Below are 18,818 nucleotides of genomic sequence, written 5' to 3' on the forward strand. Positions count from 1 at the left end.
TGCTCAGACCGGCTGGTATATCCACGGATTCCGCGGCAGATCGACCGGGTCGAAGCGGCGCAGCATGCCGTCCAGATCCAGTGCCGGCCAACCCAACGACGCACTGATCTGGTGCAGGGCACGATCGACACCGATTTCGGCGAGCGTGACCGCGCCGTCACGTTTGGCCAGCCGCGCGCCGTCGGCGTTGAGGACGAGCGGCACGTGCGCATAGGTCGGCACCGGATAGCCCAGCAAGCGGGCCAGATATGCCTGGCGCGGAGACGAACTCAGCAGGTCGTCGCCACGCACCACCTGATCGATGCCTGCGTCGGCGTCGTCGACCACCACGGCGAGGTTGTATGCCGCAACCCCGTCGCCGCGGCGGACGACGAAGTCGTCGACGATTCCGGTGTAGCTGCCGTGCAACAGGTCGGTGACGGTGCCGACGAACGTGTCGGTGCGCAGCCGCAACGCCGGTGGCCTGCCGGTCTCGGCGCGACGTTCATCGCGTTCGGCGTCGGTCAGCTCGCGGCAGGTGCCCGGGTAGGCCCCCTGCGGGGCGTGCGGTGCCCGCGGCGCCGCGGCGATGTCTTTTCTGCTGCAGTAGCATTCATACAACCGCCCGTCGGCCGCCAACTGGTCGATGATCGCGTCGTAACGCACACGGTGGGTGGTCTGCCATTCGACCTGGCCGTCCCAGGTCAGCCCGATCGCGGACAAGTCCTCGACCTGACGCGCGCCGACGTCGGCAAAAGTGCGGTCATCGAGGTCCTCCACGCGCAGCAGAAACCGGCGCCCGGTGGACCGGGCGAACAGCCACGCGAGCACCGCGGTGCGCAGATTGCCGATGTGCAGATCGGCTGAGGGGCTCGGCGCGAACCGTCCGGCAGGGGCGAGGCTCACGCTCGCAATCTAACTAATCGCGTTCCCAGGGCACCGTCGCGGTCACCATCCGGGAACGCTGTTACAGACATGTAGTCGGCGTGCCCTGTCCGGGCCGGTGCCAAACCGCCGATTAGCGTTCGAGAGGTGATACAGCGACACCTCAGCGGCGGCACGATCCAGGTCGACGAGCGCGATGGGCTGATGCGCGCCCGGGGCGTGTCGTATGGCATGGCGGCGCGGTTCGAGTCGCCGCAACCGGCGCGACCGTGGCCGGGCGTGCGGGACGCGACGCAACCCGGCGCGGCGTGCCCGCAGCGGCCGTCACGGCTGGGTTTCGTGACCGGCACAGTGGTCGCGGGCCTGTCGACGAGTGAGGACTGCCTGGTGCTGACCGTCACGGCCCCGGCGCAGGCCGGCCGGTTGCCGGTCATGGTGTGGTTTCACGGCGGCGCGTATGTCTCGGGCAGCGGCGAGTCGCCCAAGTACGACGCCGCTGCGCTTGTCCGCGAGGGCGATGTGGTGGTGGTCAGCGTCAGCTACCGGCTCGGCGTCTTCGGCTATGTGACACCCGGTGGTGAGGACAATCTGGGCCTGCGGGACCAGATCCTGGCGCTGCGCTGGGTGCGGGACAACATCGCCGCGTTCGGCGGCGATCCCGCCAACGTGACCGCCTTCGGTCAGTCCGCCGGCGGCGACTCCGTGATGAAGCTGATGTTGTGCGAGGAGGCGGCAGGACTGTTTCACCGCGCGATCCTGCAAAGTGCGCCGTTGGAGCTGAACGAGGGACGGGACCGGATGGCACAAGCCATGCGGGCGGCCATGGGCACCGCGCTGGCGTCGGTGGAACCCGACGAGGCGACCCACGCGCAACTCCTCGACGCACAACTCGCCGCGATCCAGGCCGCTCAGGGATTCGGCCTGCTCGGCGCGTTGGCGTTCGCACCGCAGTTGGGTCGTGGCCCGTTGCCCGCGGTGGGCGATCTCCCGGATCGGATCGCCGAGGCGGCCGGTCGCATCGAACTCCTCATCGGCTACACCCGAGATGACGGCGCGCCGTTTGCGGCGATGGATCGGCGGGTGGCCGTGCTCGATCGGGTGCCCGCGGTGGCCCGGCTGGTGACCAGAGCGGCCGCCCCGGCGCTGACCAGACGGATATTCGGCGGCCCCGCCGAGCGGCTGGCCAAAGTCTGGCGGAAGCACGGCGGCGCGGTGGGGGCATACCGATTCGACTGGAAGCCCGAGCAGGCGCCGCTGGGTGCCTGCCACTGCATGGAGTTGCCGTTGCTGTTCGAGTCGTCCGAGGCCTGGTCGGATGCCCCGATGCTGGGGCCGGACCGCGCGATCGATGCGCAACTCGCCCGTGAGATGCGCGTGCGCTGGACGCAATTCGCCCACCGCGGGGTCGAATCGCTACCCGCGGCGTCGATGCGGTTCGGTTAAACCCGGGACGACGTCGTCGAGGCTGAACGTCAGTGGCTGATCGAGTTGAGCGTAGGTGCAGGATCGGGGATCCCGGTCGGGGCGCCAGCGGTTGAACTGGGCGGTGTGGCGGAACCGGGGTCTTCCCCCCGTCGCTGCGCTCGCCCCTGGACGGCCCTCCATGTGGTCGTAACGCACCTCGACCACCCGCTCGGGCCGCAGCGGCACGAACGAGAGGTCCTTGCCTGCGTTCCAGCGTGACCCGCCGCCGTACCTGTGCGCCAGTTCCGGGTCGGCCGCCACCTGGGCGGCCCAGTTCCACGGGTGATCGTCGAAGTGGGTGACCAGCGGCTGTAACTCGCTGAACAGTTGCCTTCGTGTGGCCATCGGGAACGCGCCGATGACGCCGACGGACGCCAATTCGCCGTCGTCGGTGTAGAGCCCGAGCAGCAGCGAGCCGATCGCGTCGGCCCCGGACTTGTGCACGCGGTAGCCGGCGACCACGCAGTCGGCGGTCCGCTGGTGCTTGATCTTGAGCATCACCCGCTTGTCCGGCTGGTAGGTCAGCGTCAGCGGCTTGGCGACCACGCCGTCGAGACCCGCGCCCTCGAACTCGTCGAACCAGCGCTGCGCGGTGGGCAGGTCGGTGGTTGCCGGGGTGAGGTGGATCGGGTGGTCCGCATCGGCGAGCGCCTCGGCCAGCGCGGCGCGGCGCTCGGCGAACGGCCGTGTCGTGTAGTCCTCGTCGCCAAGCGCCAGCAGGTCGAAGGCGATGAAGGCAGCCGGTGTCTGTTCGGCCAGCATGTTCACCCGGCTGGCGGCCGGATGCAGACGCAGTTGCAGCGCCTCGAAGTCGAGCCCGGCACTGCCCGCGATGACGATCTCACCGTCGACCACACAGCGGTCAGGCAGCTCCGCCCTGGCCGCCTCGACCAATTCGGGGAAATACCGTGTCATGGGGCGTTCGTTGCGGCTGCCGAACTCGACGTCATCGCCGTCACGGAAACAGATCGTGCGGAAGCCATCCCACTTCGGCTCATAGGACATCCCCGCCGGGATCGAGGTCACCGGTTTCGACAGCATCGGCGATACCGGTGACATCACGGGCAGGTCCATGGACCCATTGTCTCCATTCGCCGCGGTCATGGCATCGGAGGCGGTCCCAGGATCTCGATGCCGTATGAACTCGCGATCGCCGCAAGGGCCGCCGGGTCGGTGGGTACGTCGTCGGGTGGCATCGTCGGGGTGTCTTCCGCCGGCGTTCCGACGGTGACGGTGAACCTGTCGAAGCCGCCCGGGGTGTGCAGGGTGAGGAACCGTGCGTACGGGCTCGTCACGACGAACGCGTGGGGGAGCTGCCGAGGCAGGAAGGCGACCGCTCCCGGTCCCGCGGAATGCGCCTCACCGCCCACTTCGACGCGTAATTCGCCGTCGAGCACAAAGAAGGTCTCCTCCTCGGCCAGGTGCCGGTGCAGCGGGCTGCCATAGCCGCGTTCCCCGTGGTGTTCCAGGAGGTCGAGGTGTCCGGACGTGCTGTCCCCGCTGGCGCGGATCCGGACCAGGGCACCCAGAAACCACACCGCCTGCTGAGTCTCGGGCGTGAGGATTGCCGGTGCGACCGGCGCACCGTCGCCTTGAAACGTCATATCTCCATCAGACCTCGGCGGATGCCGGAGGGGCACGAATTGCGCAATCTGCCCGGCGGCCGATGATTTCCCGACGGCGCGCCGGTCTAGATACCTGTCGACCGAGAGATGCAGGATGGAACCCGTGGACTTGCCCGTGCAGCCCCCGATTGAACCGATGCTCGCCAAGGCGCAGGTGAAGGTGCCTGATGAGGCGGGGGTGTGGTCCTACGAACCCAAGTGGGACGGGTTCCGGGCGCTGGCGTTCCGCGACGGCGACGAGGTGGTGCTGCAGTCGCGCAGCGGCAAGGAACTCGGTCGGTACTTCCCGGAACTGCTGGTCGCGTTGCGCGATGAGCTGGCCGACAGGTGCGTGCTGGACGGTGAGGTGGTGGTCCCACGCGAAATGGACGGCCGTATCCGGCTGGACTGGGAGTCGCTGTCCCAACGTGTCCATCCGGCGGCCAGCCGCGTCAAGATGCTCTCCGAGCAGACGCCCGCGCATTTCATCGGATTCGATGCGCTGGCCACCGGGGACCAGTCGCTACTGCGGGAGCCGTTCCGGGTGCGGCGCCAGGCGCTGACCGAGGCCGTGCAGCAGAAGCGGTGGTGTCATGTCACCCGCATCACTGAGGATCCGGAACTGGGTGCGACCTGGCTCAAGACATTCGAGGGCGCGGGGCTTGACGGGGTGATCGCCAAACGGCTCGACGGGCCGTACCTGCCGGGCAAGCGGGAAATGGTCAAGGTCAAGCACCATCGCGACGCGGACTGCGTGGCCATGGGTTACCGCATCCACAAGAGCGGCGAAGGCGTCGGATCGATCCTGCTGGGCCTCTACCGCGATGACGGTGAACTGCAGATGGTCGGTGGGGCAGCGTCATTCAGCATCAAGGACCGGTTGAAACTGCTGGCCGATCTGGAGCCGCTGCGGGAAGGCGATGAGGTGCGCGAAGGCGACCCGAGCCGGTGGAACTCGGCAGCCGACAAACGCTGGATCCCGGTGCGGCCGGAAAAGGTGTGCGAGGTGGCCTATGACCAGATGGAGGGCAGCCGATTCCGCCACGCGGTGAAGTTCCTGCGCTGGCGGCCGGACCGGGAGCCGTCCAGCTGCACGTTCCACCAGCTCGACACACCGCTCAACTACGACCTCTACGACGTTTTGGAGACCCGCTGATGGCAACTCCGGCAACCGAACTCGATGTCGACGGAATCAAGGTCCGGTTCACCAGCCCGGACAAGGTGTATTACCCGAAGCTGGGCAAAAAGGGCACCAAGGGCACGTTGATGGAGTACTACCTGTCGGTCGCCCCGCGCATGGTCAGCCTGCTGAAAGACCGTCCCACCCACCTGCAGCGGTTTCCCGACGGCATCGAGGGTGAGGAGATCTACCAGAAGCGGGTGCCGCAGAAGCACCCTGACTACCTGGAGACCTGCGTCGTCACCTTCCCGTCCGGCCGCACGGCCGACGCGCTGAAGGTCACCCACCCGGCGGCCATCGCGTGGGCCGCTCAAATGGGCACGATCACGCTGCACCCGTGGCAGGTGCGGTGCCCGGACACCGAACATCCCGACGAACTGCGCATCGACCTCGACCCGCAGCCGGGCACCGGGTTTCGTGAAGCCAGTGCGGTGGCCTGTGATGTGCTCAAGCCGCTGCTCGACGAGCTCGGACTGGTGGGTTACCCGAAAACCTCCGGAGGCCGTGGGGTGCACGTGTTCCTGCGGATCAAGCCCGACTGGGATTTCATCGAAGTGCGCCGGGCCGGGATCGCGTTGGCCCGTGAGATGGAACGGCGAGCGCCGGATGCGGTGACGACGTCGTGGTGGAAGGAAGAACGCGGCGAGCGGCTGTTCATCGACTACAACCAGAACGCGCGCGATCGCACCTTCGCGTCGGCCTATTCGGCCCGCAAGACCGCGATCGCGACAGTCTCGACGCCGCTGAGTTGGGACGAGCTGCGCGACGCCGACCCGGACGACTACACGATCGCCACGGTGCCGGATTTCCTTGCCGGACGCGAAGATCCGTGGGCGGACATCGATTCGAAGAAACAATCGCTCAAGCCACTGCTGGAGCTGGTTGCTGCCGACGAGGAACGCGGCCTCGGCGACCTGCCGTATCCACCGAGCTATCCGAAGATGCCGGGCGAACCCCCGCGCGTGCAGCCCAGCAAGAAGGTCGCCGAGCACTGGGATGAGAAGGGCAACCGTCGCCAGGATTAGCGGGCGGCCCGACCGGCTTTATCGCATCGGTTCGATGAGACGGGCAAACACGTTCTTGTGGCTGCCGGTCACGACGCAGGTTTGGGCCGCCCGCTGCCATCGGGCGTAGTGGGGCGCGCTGCGGTGGGCGATCCGGAAAGCGTCTTCGTCAACGTAGATCTCGTACAGGTGGAAGCGCCCGGGCACGTCGATGTTTTCGTGGACGTCGAACACCAGACATCCCGGTTCGTCACGCAGTGACGCAGTGGCGTTGGCGTGGATTGCGTCAAGGAAGTCGTCGATCTTGTCGGTGTGAACGTCAAGAGTGACAAAGACCGTGTACGTCATCGCAACGGCGCCGGCAGGTCGACACCGCAGGAAACGGCCAGCGCGTTGAGCTCGTCGACGGTTTTGGCGGGCAGGGTCACCGCACCGTCGGCCTCGGCGACGGCGCGGTTCTCCAACTCGCCCGGTACGAGGATCTCCTGGCCCGGCGCGGTGCGAGATGTCTTGACCGAGGTGATGAATTCGTCCATGCGGTGCTGGAACTGCTCGGGTTCCATGATGGCCGCGATGTCGATGGCGATGACGAGATGGCCACAGCCGCTGCGCTGATCGGGCACGTACGGGCCGACGACGTCGCGGCCGAACGCGCTTCCGGTCAGCACGCCGGAGAGCACGTCCATCATGAACGACACCGCATAGCCCTTGTGACCGGCCATGGGTAGGAGAAGTCCGTCGAGGGCAGCCTGCGGATCGGTGGTCGGCAGCCCACCGGCGTCGATCGCCCAGCCCTGCGGCAGTGGTTCGCCGCGCTGTCGTGCGGCGTACACCTTGCCGCGGGCGACCCCGATGTTGGCGATGTCGAGGACGACCGCGCCGTGGCGGCCGCCCGGGACCGCGATCGACCAGGGGTTCGCGCCGATCAACTTCTCGACCCCACCCCACGGCGCCATCGCGGGGCTGCCGTTGGTGGTCAGGATGCCGACGCAATTCCGGTCGGCGAGGATCCGGGTCCAGTAGGCCGCGGTGCCGAAGTGGTTGCTGTTTCGGACGGCGACCACACCGACCCCGTAGCCGGTGGCCGCATCGCCTGCTGCGGTGATCGCGTGTTGGGTGACGACCTGGCCGATTCCGTCGCCTCCGTCGAGCACCGAGACCGCGGCGTCCGCACTGATCGTGTCGACGCGGGTCACCGCGCGCGTGGCCCCGCTGTCGATACGCGCGGTGTACCACGGCAGCCGGAGCATGCCATGGGACGGGTGCCCCCACATGTCCGCGGTCACCAGTGATTCGGCCACCAGGCGTGCATCCGGCTCGGGGACGCCCTTATGGACGAGGATGTGGGTACCCATCTCGATGAGATGCTGTGCGGCGAAACTGTATTCGACGTCCGTCGCTCGGGACGGCGAGGCGCTCATCGGTGCGGTCCGCTCAGTCGCCGGACTTCCTGATCGGTCACCAGTCGGACGTCGTGTCCCTGCAACAGGAGGAAAAGCTTGGCGGTCTCCTCGATCTCTTCCAGGGCGTCGGCCGCGGCGGCCAGGTCGGCTCCGGCCACGATGGGCCCGTGGTTGGCCAACAGCAGGGCATGATGCTCGGTAGCTGTCTCTTGGGCGAGAGGACCGAGTGAGGGATCGCCTGGGGCGTGGTAGGCCAGGATGGGCAGCGTGCCGACCCGCATCGCGTAGTAGGCGGTGAGGGCCGGCAATGCGTTGTCGCGGTTGATGTCTCGTAGACAGGAGACCGCGACCGAGTGGGTGCTGTGGGTGTGTACGACGGCCCGGGCGTCCGGGCGGGCGCGGTAGAACGCCAGGTGCAGGAACGCCTCCTTGGTCGGCGGTTCCCCGCCGATGTGCTCGCCGTCGGGGGTGACCCGGGACAGCGCGGTGGCGCGGAGGCGATCCAGGCTGACCCCGGTGGGGGTCATGAGGATGGTCCCGTCCTCATCGACCGCGCTGAGGTTGCCGGTTCGTCCGAAGGTCAGCCCCCGGCGGAAGAAGGACGCACCGAGCTCGGCGATGTCGTTGGCGACGGTCATGACAACGTCCGGCTGGTGGCGGCGCGGACGAGTAGATCGGGTCGGCCGAAGTTACCGGATTTCAACAGCAGCGAAATGCGGGGATCCGAGGTGCTGCACCAGGGCACTCCCCGGTCGGCTTCCGCATCGACGACGACGGACTTGACCTCCAGCGCATCGACGACGGCGCCCGAGGTCTCTCCTCCTGCGACCACGACGCGGCGTGCCCCCGCGGCGACAGCGGCCTTGGCCAGGGCGCCCATCGTGGCTTCGAGCTGATTGGCGACGTCCGGGTCGGCGGGGCCGCGTTCGTCGGCGGGCGCCGAAGAGTAGATCATCACCGGTTCGTCGCCGAGATGCTCGAGCAGCCACGCCCGGGCCGGCCCGAGGAGATCGGCGGGGGTGGCCGCGGTGCGCGGGTCCAACCGCAGCGACGCGAAGCGCCCGCGGGCGTGGGCGACCTGTTCCAGCGTGGTTTTCGAGCAGCTGCCGGCGAACACGACGCTGGCCCCGGCCGGTGCGGGCAGGGGTGGGGGTGCGGGCTCGGTCTGATCGTGGTCGGCGATGACATGCCCGACCGCACCGGCCAGGCCCGCGGCGCCGGTGATCACCGGCATGCCGGCGACGGCTCCGGCGATGGTGAGCAGGTCGTCATCGTCGAGCGCGTCCAACACCACATGGCGGACGCCCTCGCCTGCGGCCCGGCGCAGTGCATCGGCAATGGCCGCGCCGCCACGGCGAACATCCTGCCAGCCAATCAGTTTCACCGGGTGCGGGCTCTGGGCGGCCATCAACCGAGGCAGGTAGGAGTCCGTCATCGGGGTCAGCGGATGGTGGCGCATCGACGATTCCGAGAGCAGCTGATCAGCGACGAACAGGTGGCCTTGGTAGACGGTGCGGCCGTGCTCGGGCGTGGCGGGGCAGACCACGGACAGTGGCGCCCGGGCAGCGGCGAGCAGCGCATCTGTCACCGGGCCGATGTTGCCCGCGGCGGTGGAGTCGAAGGTCGAGCAGTACTTGAAGTAGACGGTGGGCACGCCGGCCACCGCGGTCAACCAGTGTTGTGCCGCAAGGGACATCGCGACGGCTGCTTCCGCGTCGAGTGCCCGGGACTTCAGCGCCACCACGACGGCGTCGCACTCGTCGGTGAGTGCGCCCTCACCCGGTGCGCCGAACAGCAGCACGGTGCGCAGACCCTGGCGGCGCAGTGCGGCCGCGACGTCGGTGCCCCCGGTGTAATCGTCGGCGATGCAGCCGATCTTCGGTCCGCGGCTCACGATTGCGTCAACCGGTGCGCGATCGCGCGGGCTGCGGATCGGGGTGGGCTGATGACCGGCACGCCGATCTTGTCGGCCAGTGCCGCGGCGGCCGGGCTCAGCGAGTACTGGGCGATGCAGACCAGATCGAATTCGCCTCCGGTGTGGTCCAGTTCGGTGGCGAACGCTTCGACGAGTGCCGATATGTCGGCGCGCTCAGCCGCGTCGGCGGCGCCTCGGCAGAACACCGGTAGCACCTCCGCGGATGTCGAGCTCGTGTCGGCCAGCGCCGCGGTGATCCGTGCCGTGGAGTCGGCGGCGGACCCTTGCAGCGAGGCCAGCACTGCCACACGTCGCGGTGCCGAGGCCGCAATCTCGGAGATCATGTCGGAGTCAGAGGCGAAAACTGGAGTGGTGAGGAGCTTTTCGGCGATCGCACGCACCTCGCCGTACATCGAGCAGGCGATCAGCACGGCGTCGGCCCCACCGTTGACGCCGTGGCGGATCAGATCCAGCATGCGGTTGCGCAGACGGGGATCGAGCCCGCCCGCATCGTCGGCGTCCGCGCCCAGCCGGTCGTCCATCAAATTCCACAACACCGCCCCAGGAAGCTCGTGAGCCAGTGCCCCGCGGAGTGGCGCGATCGAGGCGGTGGTGTTGTGTACGGCGGCGATCAACGGACGGTCTCTCACTGCGTCGCTATTCTCCCGTGGTCTCATGCCCGAGCCGCCACACCGCGGTGGCTCCCAGGCTCGTGTCGATGTGGTCGCGCATCAGCGCGGCCGCTCGGTCGGTGTCGCCTGCGGCGATCAAGTCGATCAGCAACTGATGCTCGTGTGCCTTCTGGTCGCGGGCCGCCTGGGTGCGTTCCGTCTGCAACGCCATGCGACGATACCTGTCGGCCTTGTCCCACAGGCCTTCCAGCGAATCGATCAGCAGATCGTTGTGGCTGGCCCGGTACACCGTGGCGTGAAAATTGCGGTGCGCAACGAGTTGACTGACCGCCGGTCGGGTCGGCAGCGGCTCGATGAGGGCAAGGGCCGCCCGCATGGCCTGGATGTCGGCATTGGTGCGACGTTGTGCCGCCAGGCCCGCAGCCAACGGATCCAGCGATTTCCGCAACTCCAACAGATCTCTGGCCTCCTCTGCCCGCAGCGGCGAGATGCGGGCGTCCCGGTGCGCGTCGAGTTCGACCAGGCCCTCGCTTTTGAGCCGCCTCAATGCCTCACGCAGCGGGGTGGTGCTGATGCCGATGTGGCCCGCGAGCTCTCGCTGCTGGATGACGGCGCCCGGCTGCAGTTCCCCTGACAAGATCCGATCGCGCACCTGTCGGTACGCGAAGTCGCTCTTGGTCTCGAACAGCTCGGCGGGCTGCGACATCGGCCACCTCTCTTCCGGGTGGTTATAACGTACCGCAACATCGTGGCGATCCGCTAGCTGCTTGGCCGATACCTGTGGGCCTGTTGGCTGCGTATCCGCGACTATTGGTTGACGTCATAGGTTATAACCGTTTACCGTGAGCTGGCGCACAGCAGCCCGTGTCTGAGTCCGGGATCTCATCTTCAAGGAGGAAAGAGCATGAAACCAGTGCCTTCAAGGCTCCATGCGGGCGGCCGCGCCCTCCGCTTCGCCGGGGTGTTCGGCGTAGCCATCGCGATGGCTCTCACCGCCTGCGGATCCGGTGGGTCCACCGAACCCGGCGCCGACAACACCGTGAAGACGGGTGAGGCTCCCGACTATTACCCGGCCGGGTACCAGGACGTCATCGCCGCGTCGAAGAACGAAGGCGGAACCATCACGATCTACTCCAACACCGACCAGGAGAACTGGGCCCCGATCTTCCGGGACTTCAAGAAGAAATACCCGTGGGTCACCGAGATCGCGGCGAACAATCTGGACAGCGACGAGGTTTTTCAGCGGGTCCTCAGCGAGCAGGCCACGGGCGGCTCGGCAGCCGACATCGTGGTCTCCAACGCCGCACAGGCCTGGGCAGATTTCGCCGCACGGCCGGGAACACTGTTGGAGTACAAGTCGCCGGAGGTCGCCAAACTGCCCAAACAGGCGACGCTGATGCCGAACGTCTACTCGATGTCCCTTGACCCACTTTCGATCATCTACAACACGTCGTTGATGACAGACAAGCCCACCGGACTGAAGAGCTTGACCGACATCGTCGCCAAGGACCCGGGCAAGTACCAGGGCAAGGTCACCAGCCGGGACGTCAACGGCTCCTTCGGCTTCACCGTGTCACACGCTTTCACCGAGGCGCGGCCCGATGCCTGGTCCACCTTGGAGACGTTGCTGCCCATGGCCAAGGCCGAGACGTCTTCCGGCACACAGCTCGAGAAGATCACCTCCGGTGAGTACCTGGCAGGGATCTTCATCAGTGCCGCCCCCGCATATCCCAAGGTTGCCGACAGCGGCGGCCTGCTGGGACAGACATTCTTCGACGACGGAACCGTCGTGCTGCCGCGCGGCATTGCCATCCCGGCCGGTGCCCCGCACCCCGCCACGGCCAAGCTCCTCACCGACTTCGTCCTGTCGGAGGAAGGCCAGCGCGCGGTCGCCGAGGGCGGTCTGACGTCCTACCGCGACGGAATCGAGGCCACCGACGGCAGGCATACCTACCAGGAACTGGTGCAGGCCGTCGGCGAAGCCAACGTGATCGACGTGCCCTACGTGATGGTTCCGCAGGACCAGGTCAAGGCATTCACCACGCGCTGGGACGGCCTGCTCGGTCGATGACCTACCGAAACGAAGGAATGCAACTGTCATGACGACGACGACCGCTCCGCCGCCGACGGTCCGGGGCTCCGACGAGGGGGTCCGCCCGGCCCCCCGTTACCGGAAATTCCTCGGACTGGGGCGCGAACTGTGGCTGCAATACGCAGTACTCATCCTCCTCGCGCTGCTGGTGCTGGCTCCCGTCGTGCCGACGTTGTATCAGTCGTTTCTGGATCGGCCGCTCTACGAGGCCGGCGGCGTGCTCAGCCTCGACAACTACGTCCGGCTCTTCTCCGAGGCGGGATTCGGCAAGGTCGCGCTCAACACGGTCTACTTCGCGGGCCTCACCACGGTTCTGACGCTTGTACTGGCGGTGCCGATGTCCATCGTGGTGGTGCGGACCAAGCTGCCGGGCGGCGGCGTCCTCGCCGCCGCCATGCAGTGGCCGTTCTTCATCTCCTCCCTGATCCTGGGGTTCGGCTGGATCATGATGTACGGCCCGTCGGGCTTTGTCAGCATCAAAGTTCAACAGGTCCTCGGTCACCTGCCGTGGAACCTCTACTCGATTCCTGGTATGGCGCTGACCGAAGCCGTGGCGTTGGCACCCATCGCATACACGTTCTGCGCCAACGCCCTACGGCAGAGCGATGCATCGCTGGAGGCTGCCGCACAGGTCTGCGGTGCGGGGCCGCTGCGGATCATCTTCCAGGTCATCCTTCCGATGCTGCGCCCGCCGATCGTCTACAGCTCCATCCTCGTCATCTCCATGTCGGTGGAGACCTTGAGCGTGCCCCTGCTGTACGGCCAGCCGGTCAACATCGAAGTGTTCTCGACGTTCCTGTTCAAGAACGGGCTGCAGTCGATCAACCCGGACTATGGCGTGCTCGGCGCGGCCTCGGCCATCATCCTGGTGGTCACAGTGGGCCTGGTGGCGTTGCAGGCCAAGCTCCTCAAGGACGCTCAGCGGTTCGTCTCGGTGCGGGGCAAAGCCACCCGCCCCCGGCTGCTGGACCTGGGTTGGCTGAAGTGGATCAGCCTGTGTGTCATCGTCTTCTATGTCGTCATGGGTGCGCTGATACCCATCGGTGGGCTGATCTTCCGATCGTTCACGCTGGTGTTCAGCCCGTTGCAGTCACCGTTGAAGTCGTTGACGATGAACAACTACGACCGGATCTTCACCTATGCCGCCTACATCCAGTCGATCAAGAACAGCCTGATCGTCGCGGCGCTCGGCGCGGTGCTGGTCACGTTCGTCGCCCTGCTGGCCGTCATGGTCGCCAGGCGGTCCACGTTCCGGTTCCGCCGTGCCGTGGAGTACCTGGCCCTTGCGCCGCAGGCCATGCCGGGCCTCATCGTCGGCATCGGCTTCTTCTGGGCCTTCGCCTACGCACCGTTCGGGTCCGGCCAGCTCGTGCAGGGCACGCTGTGGGCCCTGATCATCGGTTTCGGGTTGCGTGCGCTGCCAAGCGGTTTCGGATCCCTGGCGCCGTCGCTCATGCAGATCGGCCAGGAGCTCGACAACGCGGCCCGCGTTGCCGGAGCCGACTGGGTGAAAACATTCTTCCGCATCCTGGTGCGGCTGCTCACTCCGGCCTTCGCGGGAGCGCTCATCCTCACCTTCGTCACCCTGCTCAAGGAGTATTCGCCCGCGGTGTTCCTCGGGTCCGCTAACACCAACATCATCGGCACGACCATGCTCGAGCTCTGGGTCCAGGGCAACACCGGTTCGGTCGCCGCGTTGGCCACCATCCAAATCGCCATCACCGCAGCGTTCGTCGCGCTCGCCGGGCTCCTCCTGAAAGGACGGAAAGCCGATGCCTGACGTCACGGTCAGTCACCTCCAGAAGCACTTCGGGGACAACATCGTTCTCGACGACATCGACTTCACCATCCGCGACGGTGAGTTCTTCACGCTCCTGGGACCGAGCGGCTGCGGCAAGTCCACCACGCTCAACTGCATCGCCGGCCTCGAGCAGCCCGATAGCGGGACAATCGCGGTGGGCGAGCACACCTTCGTCGACACCGCACAGAAGGTGTTCATCCCGCCGGAGGGCCGAAACCTCGGCATGGTGTTCCAGTCCTACGCGTTATGGCCGCACAAGACGATCAACGACAATCTCGCGATGCCGTTGCAGATCCGCAAGGTTGGCAGGGACGAGCAACGCCGACTCATCGACGACGCACTGGACAAGGTGGGGCTGCTGCACCTCCGCGACCGCTACCCCCACCAGCTGTCCGGCGGCCAGCAGCAGCGCGTCGCGCTCGCCAGGGCACTGGTGTATTCACCCACGGTCCTGCTGCTCGACGAACCACTGTCCAACCTCGACGCCAAACTGCGTGAACAAGCGCGCGCCTGGCTCAAGCGACTGCAGGAAGATCTCGGCATCACCACCGTCTACGTCACCCACGATCAGGACGAGGCGCTGGCTTTGTCCGACCGGATCGCGGTCATGTCCGCCGGCCGCATGCTGCAGGTCGCCGGCCCCACAGACATCTACGAGAGGCCGGCCACCGCCGAGGTCGCGGCCTTCGTGGGCCGATGCAACTTCCTGCAGGCCGAAGTCACCGAGTCGAGCAGCAGTGACGCGGTGGTCAGGTTGGCCGCCAACGGGCAGCCACTCAAAGTCGTGACAGACCAGTCCATTCCGGTGGGACAGCTGGTGACGGTCGCCATCCGGCCGGAGCGCCTGCGGCTGATCCCGCCGGACACGCCCGCCAAGCCGGGTGAGAACGTTCTGGACACCGAGGTGCTCACCGTGTCCTATCTGGGCTCCCGCTACGAATACGACGTGAAGCTGGGTGACCACGTGGTTCAGGTCGTGTGCGACCGCGGCGGGCTCAAGGGTCCCGTCCGCCTCAGTGTCGAGCCGCAGGACTGCCTGGTGTATCTCGAAGCCCACGGCCTGTCGACCGACGTCCAAGAACTGCTGACCGTCGCACCCTGACAACGAAAAAGGACAACTTCTGTGACAACACCCGCTTCACGCACCTACGCCCTCGGCGTTCTGCACGGCGACGGAATCGGCCCGGAGATCGTGCCTGCGGCGGTCCTGGTCGCCGATGCGGCCGCCGCGGCGATCGGCATTCCCGCCATCCGATGGCGCGAACTGCCACTGGGATTCAAGGCTATCGAGGAGTTCAACGAAGCAACACCGACAAGCACACTGGACGCGCTCGCAGAGACCGACGGCTGGTTGCTCGGGCCACACGACAGCGCGGGCTATCCGGAGCCGTTCCGTTCGCAGCTCAACCCCAGCGGAACGATCCGCAAGCACTTCGACCTCTATTCGAACGTTCGCCCTGCCAAATCGTTTCACGGCGGGAATGCCGTGGTCGCCGACACCGACCTCGTGATCGTGCGGGAGAACACCGAGGGCTTCTACGCCGACCGCAACACCTACGCCGGTACGGGAGAGTTCATGCCCACGGCCGACGTCGCGATCGCCATGGGCATCATCACCCGCCGTGGCTGTGAACGAATTGCCCACGCGGCGTTCGAGTTGGCGTCGCGGCGCCGCAAGCGCGTCACCATCGTGCACAAGGCCAATGTGCTGAAGCTGACCACAGGACTGTTCCGCGACGTCTGCCGGGAGGTCGCTCAAAGCTATCCCGAGATCGAGGTGGACGATTACCACATCGACGCCATGACCGTGCACCTCGTGCGCCGCGCCAACGAATTCGATGTTCTGGTCACCGAGAACATGTTCGGCGACATCCTGTCCGATCTCACCGGGGAGCTGGCCGGATCACTGGGCATCGCCCCCTCGCTGAACGCTTCTCACGACCGGGCCATGGCACAGGCGGCGCACGGTTCGGCACCCGACATTGCCGGCCAGGACCGCGCCAACCCGATCGCAATGATCCTTTCCACCGCAATGCTGTTCGACTGGCTGGGCGCACGGCACGACGACAGCGGGCTCGCCGGGGCTGCGGCGCTGATCGAGCGAAGCGTCGAGGACACGGTGGCCCAGGGGATCTGCACCGGCGACATGGGCGGCAATGCCGGATGTCGCGAGTTCAGTGAAGCGGTCGCGGCCACCATCAAACAACCGTGAGCTCCGCGGCCGCCCTGACCGGAACCCAGCGGGACACCTTGGGAACTCAACGTGATCTCGTCGTGCAGGGTGAGCACCTGCGCTATCACAGCGTCACCGCCCTCGCGCCTAACACCATGCCCGTCACGCGTCGGATCCTGCTGGAGAACACCCTGCGCTTCCACGACGGCACGTCCCGCGGCGACGATCAGGTCAGGGCCGTCATCGACGGTGGCGGCCCGCCGGTGGACCTGTACCCGTCCCGGGTATTCCTCCACGACACCAACGGCGTTCCGGCACTGGTGGATCTGGCGGCCCTGCGGGATGCGATGGCCGCGTGGGGCGGGGACCCGGCACGGGTCAACCCGATGATCCCGGGCGAGCTGGTGGTCGATCATTCCGTCATCGCCGACACGTTCGGTACGCCCGACGCCCGGCAACGCAACGTGGATCTCGAATACACGCGCAACGAAGAGCGGTACCGTTTCCTGCGGTGGGGTCAGGAGTCGCTGAAGGACTTCGCGGTGGTGCCCCCCGGAACCGGCATCATGCACCAGGTCAATCTCGAACGCCTTGCCCGCGTGGTGATCGCGGAATCCGGTTGGGCGGTACCCGACGTGTGTCTGGGAACCGACTCCCACACCACGATGGTCAACGGGCTCGGTGTGCTCGGCTGGGGCGTCGGGGGGATCGAAGCAGAAGCGGCCCTGCTGGGGCAGTCGGTCTCGATCAATGTGCCCGAGGTTGTCGGGGTGGCCCTGCACGGCGTGCTGCCGACCGGGTCGACAGCGACCGACCTGGTCCTGACCATCACCGAACTGCTCCGCAGCCACGGTGTCATCGGCAAGTTCGTCGAGTTCTTCGGACCCGGGGTGGCCAACCTCCCCGTGACCGACCGGGCCACGATCGCCAACATGAGCCCGGAATTCGGTTCCACCTGTGCATTTTTCCCGATCGACACCGCAACGCTGCACTATCTGCGACTGAGCGGGCGCGCCGAGACTCAGATCGAGTTGGTGGAGAAATACGCGAAGGCACAGGGGCTTTGGCACGACCCCGACCGCGAGCTGCGCTTCGATGCGACCGTCGAGCTCAACCTCGGCGCCGTGGTGCCCGCGCTGGCCGGTCCGTCACGTCCCGAGGACCGGGTCCCACTGCACGAGGCCAGGCAGCGTTTCTCCGTCGCGATACAGAATGTCAAGGGCGACGGCCCGGCCACCGCGACCGTCCGACTCGGCGGACACGACCACGAGATCCGCGACGGCGCGGTGGCCATCGCCGCGATCACCTCGTGCACCAACACCTCCAACCCGGAGGTGATGGTCACCGCCGGTCTGCTGGCCCGCAACGCCGTGCGTGCCGGCCTGCGCAGCAAGCCGTGGGTCAAGACCACGCTGAGTCCGGGATCCCGGGTGGTGATGGACTATTACGCCCGCGCCGGATTGGTCGAGGACCTTGAGAGTTTGGGCTTCTTCCTCACCGGCTACGGTTGCATGACCTGCATCGGGGCTTCGGGTCCGTTGATCGACGAGATGTCGCGCGCGGTCCGCGAAGGCGTGGTGGTGGTATCGGTCCTCTCCGGTAACCGCAACTTCGAGGGCCGCATCCAGCCCGAAGTGGCAATGAACTATCTCGCCTCCCCGCCGCTGGTCGTCGCGTACGCCCTGGCAGGCACGATGGACATCGATCTCGCCACCGATCCCCTGGGTCACCGAGCCGACGGCCGTCCGGTGTACCTCGCCGAATTGTGGCCGCAGTCAACAGAAGTGCACGACATCATCTCCGCCAACGTGACTGCTGACCTGTTCACCACCGCCTACCACGATGTCTTCGCCGGCGACGACCGGTGGCGGCGGATCGAGGTCGCCAACAGTGAGTTGTTCCCGTGGGACCCCTCGTCGACCTACGTCCGTCGGCCCCCCTATCTCGACGGTGTGAGCCGGGAACCGCAGCCGGTCAACGATATTCGCGACGCCCGGGTGCTCGTCAAACTCGGGGATATGGTCACCACCGACCACATCTCGCCCGCCGGGGCGATCACGTCGGGAACCCCGGCATGGGAGTACCTCGCCGCGCGCGGTGTGAGCCGCCGCGATGTCAACACCTACGCATCCCGCCGGGGTAACCACGAGGTGATGATGCGCGGGGCCTTTGCCAACGTGCGGTTGCAGAACGGCGTCGCACCGGGCACGCGTGGTGGCCGCACCCTGAACTTTCTCGCCGGGGGCAGTGAGACGACGATTTTCGACGCTGCCGCGGCGTACCGGGCCGCGGGCGTTCCGATGGTCGTGGTGGCCGGCCGGGACTACGGGGGCGGATCATCGCGGGACTGGGCCGCCAAAGGTCCGGCCCTACTTGGGGTCCGCGCCGTGGTGGCCCGATCCTTCGAGCGCATCCACCGCTCCAACCTCATCGCGATGGGCGTCGTTCCGATCGAACTCGTCGACGCGGAGCCCGACGACGTCGCGCCGACGGGCACAGAGCGCATCAGCATCACCGGACTCGAAGCGCTCAACACCGGTGCGGTGCCCGCGCGGGTCGTCGTCGACAACGGGCACGCCCGCTTCGCCGCGGTGCCCCGGCTGGACACGCCACGCGAAGCCGATTACATCCGTCACGGTGGGGTCATGCCGTATGTGCTGCGTCACCTGATCGCGGGCTAGGTGGC

Annotated in this window: 17 protein-coding genes; 8 read left to right on the plus strand and 9 right to left on the minus strand. The window is 66.9% G+C overall.

What is annotated here, in order from left to right; translation table 11 throughout:
* Positions 1–3: 3 nt before the first annotated feature.
* On the minus strand, positions 4–885 hold the full coding sequence (gene gluQRS / locus M1247_RS03305; RefSeq protein WP_317154818.1) for a tRNA glutamyl-Q(34) synthetase GluQRS: 882 nt from the start codon (positions 883–885) through the stop codon (positions 4–6).
* Between the two features lie 126 nt (positions 886–1,011).
* On the opposite strand from gluQRS, the gene M1247_RS03310 reads away from it, so the two are divergent.
* A complete protein-coding gene (locus M1247_RS03310; RefSeq protein ID WP_317154819.1) occupies positions 1,012–2,307 on the plus strand; it encodes a carboxylesterase family protein in 1,296 nt (431 codons plus the stop codon).
* Here M1247_RS03310 and M1247_RS03315 read toward each other — a convergent pair.
* Both M1247_RS03315 and M1247_RS03320 read right to left on the minus strand, forming a co-directional pair.
* Positions 2,278–3,402, minus strand: coding sequence for an ATP-dependent DNA ligase (locus M1247_RS03315; RefSeq protein WP_317154820.1), 1,125 nt, complete (start codon positions 3,400–3,402; stop codon positions 2,278–2,280). The two genes, M1247_RS03310 and M1247_RS03315, sit on opposite strands and share 30 nt — an antisense overlap.
* Before the next feature lie 26 nt (positions 3,403–3,428).
* Positions 3,429–3,932, minus strand: coding sequence for a cupin domain-containing protein (locus tag M1247_RS03320; protein WP_317154821.1), 504 nt, complete (start codon positions 3,930–3,932; stop codon positions 3,429–3,431).
* Positions 3,933–4,047: 115 nt separating this feature from the next.
* Between M1247_RS03320 and M1247_RS03325 the strand changes: the two genes are divergently transcribed.
* Together M1247_RS03325 and ligD are read left to right on the plus strand one after the other, a co-directional pair.
* Complete coding sequence (locus M1247_RS03325) at positions 4,048–5,088, plus strand: ATP-dependent DNA ligase (protein ID WP_317154822.1); 1,041 nt, start codon at positions 4,048–4,050, stop codon at positions 5,086–5,088.
* A complete protein-coding gene (ligD, locus tag M1247_RS03330) occupies positions 5,088–6,137 on the plus strand; it encodes a non-homologous end-joining DNA ligase (protein WP_317154823.1) in 1,050 nt (349 codons plus the stop codon). The genes M1247_RS03325 and ligD overlap by 1 nt, the downstream gene beginning before the upstream one ends.
* Before the next feature lie 18 nt (positions 6,138–6,155).
* On the opposite strand, the gene M1247_RS03335 is transcribed toward ligD, so the two are convergent.
* Genes M1247_RS03335 through M1247_RS03360 form a run of 6 tightly spaced genes read right to left on the minus strand, consistent with a single transcriptional unit; the run spans position 6,156 to position 10,772 of the window.
* Positions 6,156–6,464, minus strand: coding sequence for a putative quinol monooxygenase (locus tag M1247_RS03335; RefSeq protein WP_317154824.1), 309 nt, complete (start codon positions 6,462–6,464; stop codon positions 6,156–6,158).
* Positions 6,461–7,537, minus strand: a complete 1,077-nt coding sequence (locus M1247_RS03340; protein ID WP_317154825.1) for an Ldh family oxidoreductase — start codon at positions 7,535–7,537, stop codon at positions 6,461–6,463. The genes M1247_RS03335 and M1247_RS03340 overlap by 4 nt, the downstream gene beginning before the upstream one ends.
* Positions 7,534–8,157, minus strand: a complete 624-nt coding sequence (gene otnC / locus M1247_RS03345) for a 3-oxo-tetronate 4-phosphate decarboxylase (protein WP_317154826.1) — start codon at positions 8,155–8,157, stop codon at positions 7,534–7,536. Before otnC ends, M1247_RS03340 begins: the two co-directional genes overlap by 4 nt.
* Positions 8,154–9,413 (minus strand): 3-oxo-tetronate kinase, encoded by a 1,260-nt coding sequence (gene otnK / locus M1247_RS03350; RefSeq protein WP_317154827.1) that lies wholly within the window; start codon positions 9,411–9,413, stop codon positions 8,154–8,156. The genes otnC and otnK overlap by 4 nt, the downstream gene beginning before the upstream one ends.
* The gene (locus tag M1247_RS03355; protein ID WP_317154828.1) at positions 9,410–10,084 is read right to left on the minus strand and encodes an aspartate/glutamate racemase family protein; all 675 of its coding nucleotides are present in this window, start codon (positions 10,082–10,084) and stop codon (positions 9,410–9,412) included. The genes otnK and M1247_RS03355 overlap by 4 nt, the downstream gene beginning before the upstream one ends.
* A 7-nt stretch (positions 10,085–10,091) precedes the next feature.
* Entirely contained in the window at positions 10,092–10,772 is a 681-nt protein-coding gene (locus M1247_RS03360) for a GntR family transcriptional regulator (RefSeq protein ID WP_317154829.1), read from the minus strand.
* A gap of 198 nt (positions 10,773–10,970) precedes the next feature.
* Here M1247_RS03360 and M1247_RS03365 point away from each other — a divergent pair, with 198 nt between their 5' ends.
* Genes M1247_RS03365 through acnA form a run of 5 tightly spaced genes read left to right on the plus strand, consistent with a single transcriptional unit; the run spans position 10,971 to position 18,813 of the window.
* The gene (locus M1247_RS03365) at positions 10,971–12,137 is read left to right on the plus strand and encodes an ABC transporter substrate-binding protein (protein ID WP_317154830.1); all 1,167 of its coding nucleotides are present in this window, start codon (positions 10,971–10,973) and stop codon (positions 12,135–12,137) included.
* 28 nt (positions 12,138–12,165) lie between these two features.
* Positions 12,166–13,938: an ABC transporter permease gene (locus M1247_RS03370; RefSeq protein WP_317154831.1), complete on the plus strand. Its 1,773-nt coding sequence runs from the start codon at positions 12,166–12,168 to the stop codon at positions 13,936–13,938.
* Positions 13,931–15,061, plus strand: coding sequence for an ABC transporter ATP-binding protein (locus M1247_RS03375; protein ID WP_317154832.1), 1,131 nt, complete (start codon positions 13,931–13,933; stop codon positions 15,059–15,061). Before M1247_RS03370 ends, M1247_RS03375 begins: the two co-directional genes overlap by 8 nt.
* Positions 15,062–15,082: 21 nt before the next feature.
* Positions 15,083–16,171, plus strand: a complete 1,089-nt coding sequence (locus M1247_RS03380) for an isocitrate/isopropylmalate dehydrogenase family protein (protein ID WP_317154833.1) — start codon at positions 15,083–15,085, stop codon at positions 16,169–16,171.
* On the plus strand, positions 16,168–18,813 hold the full coding sequence (acnA, locus tag M1247_RS03385) for an aconitate hydratase AcnA (protein ID WP_317154834.1): 2,646 nt from the start codon (positions 16,168–16,170) through the stop codon (positions 18,811–18,813). The genes M1247_RS03380 and acnA overlap by 4 nt, the downstream gene beginning before the upstream one ends.
* Positions 18,814–18,818: the final 5 nt, after the last annotated feature.

The organism is Mycobacterium appelbergii (assembly GCF_032883035.1).
Classification (GTDB): Bacteria; Actinomycetota; Actinomycetes; order Mycobacteriales; family Mycobacteriaceae; genus Mycobacterium; species Mycobacterium appelbergii.

Coding starts and splice junctions, on each gene's coding strand:
- M1247_RS03315 (WP_317154820.1), bottom strand. CDS start 3,402: ATGGACCTGCCCGTGATGTCACCGGTATCGCCGATGCTGTCGAAACCG.
- M1247_RS03320 (WP_317154821.1), bottom strand. CDS start 3,932: ATGACGTTTCAAGGCGACGGTGCGCCGGTCGCACCGGCAATCCTCACG.
- M1247_RS03325 (WP_317154822.1), top strand. CDS start 4,048: ATGGAACCCGTGGACTTGCCCGTGCAGCCCCCGATTGAACCGATGCTC.
- ligD (WP_317154823.1), top strand. CDS start 5,088: ATGGCAACTCCGGCAACCGAACTCGATGTCGACGGAATCAAGGTCCGG.
- M1247_RS03335 (WP_317154824.1), bottom strand. CDS start 6,464: ATGACGTACACGGTCTTTGTCACTCTTGACGTTCACACCGACAAGATC.
- M1247_RS03340 (WP_317154825.1), bottom strand. CDS start 7,537: ATGAGCGCCTCGCCGTCCCGAGCGACGGACGTCGAATACAGTTTCGCC.
- otnC (WP_317154826.1), bottom strand. CDS start 8,157: ATGACCGTCGCCAACGACATCGCCGAGCTCGGTGCGTCCTTCTTCCGC.
- M1247_RS03360 (WP_317154829.1), bottom strand. CDS start 10,772: ATGTCGCAGCCCGCCGAGCTGTTCGAGACCAAGAGCGACTTCGCGTAC.
- M1247_RS03365 (WP_317154830.1), top strand. CDS start 10,971: ATGAAACCAGTGCCTTCAAGGCTCCATGCGGGCGGCCGCGCCCTCCGC.
- M1247_RS03370 (WP_317154831.1), top strand. CDS start 12,166: ATGACGACGACGACCGCTCCGCCGCCGACGGTCCGGGGCTCCGACGAG.
- M1247_RS03375 (WP_317154832.1), top strand. CDS start 13,931: ATGCCTGACGTCACGGTCAGTCACCTCCAGAAGCACTTCGGGGACAAC.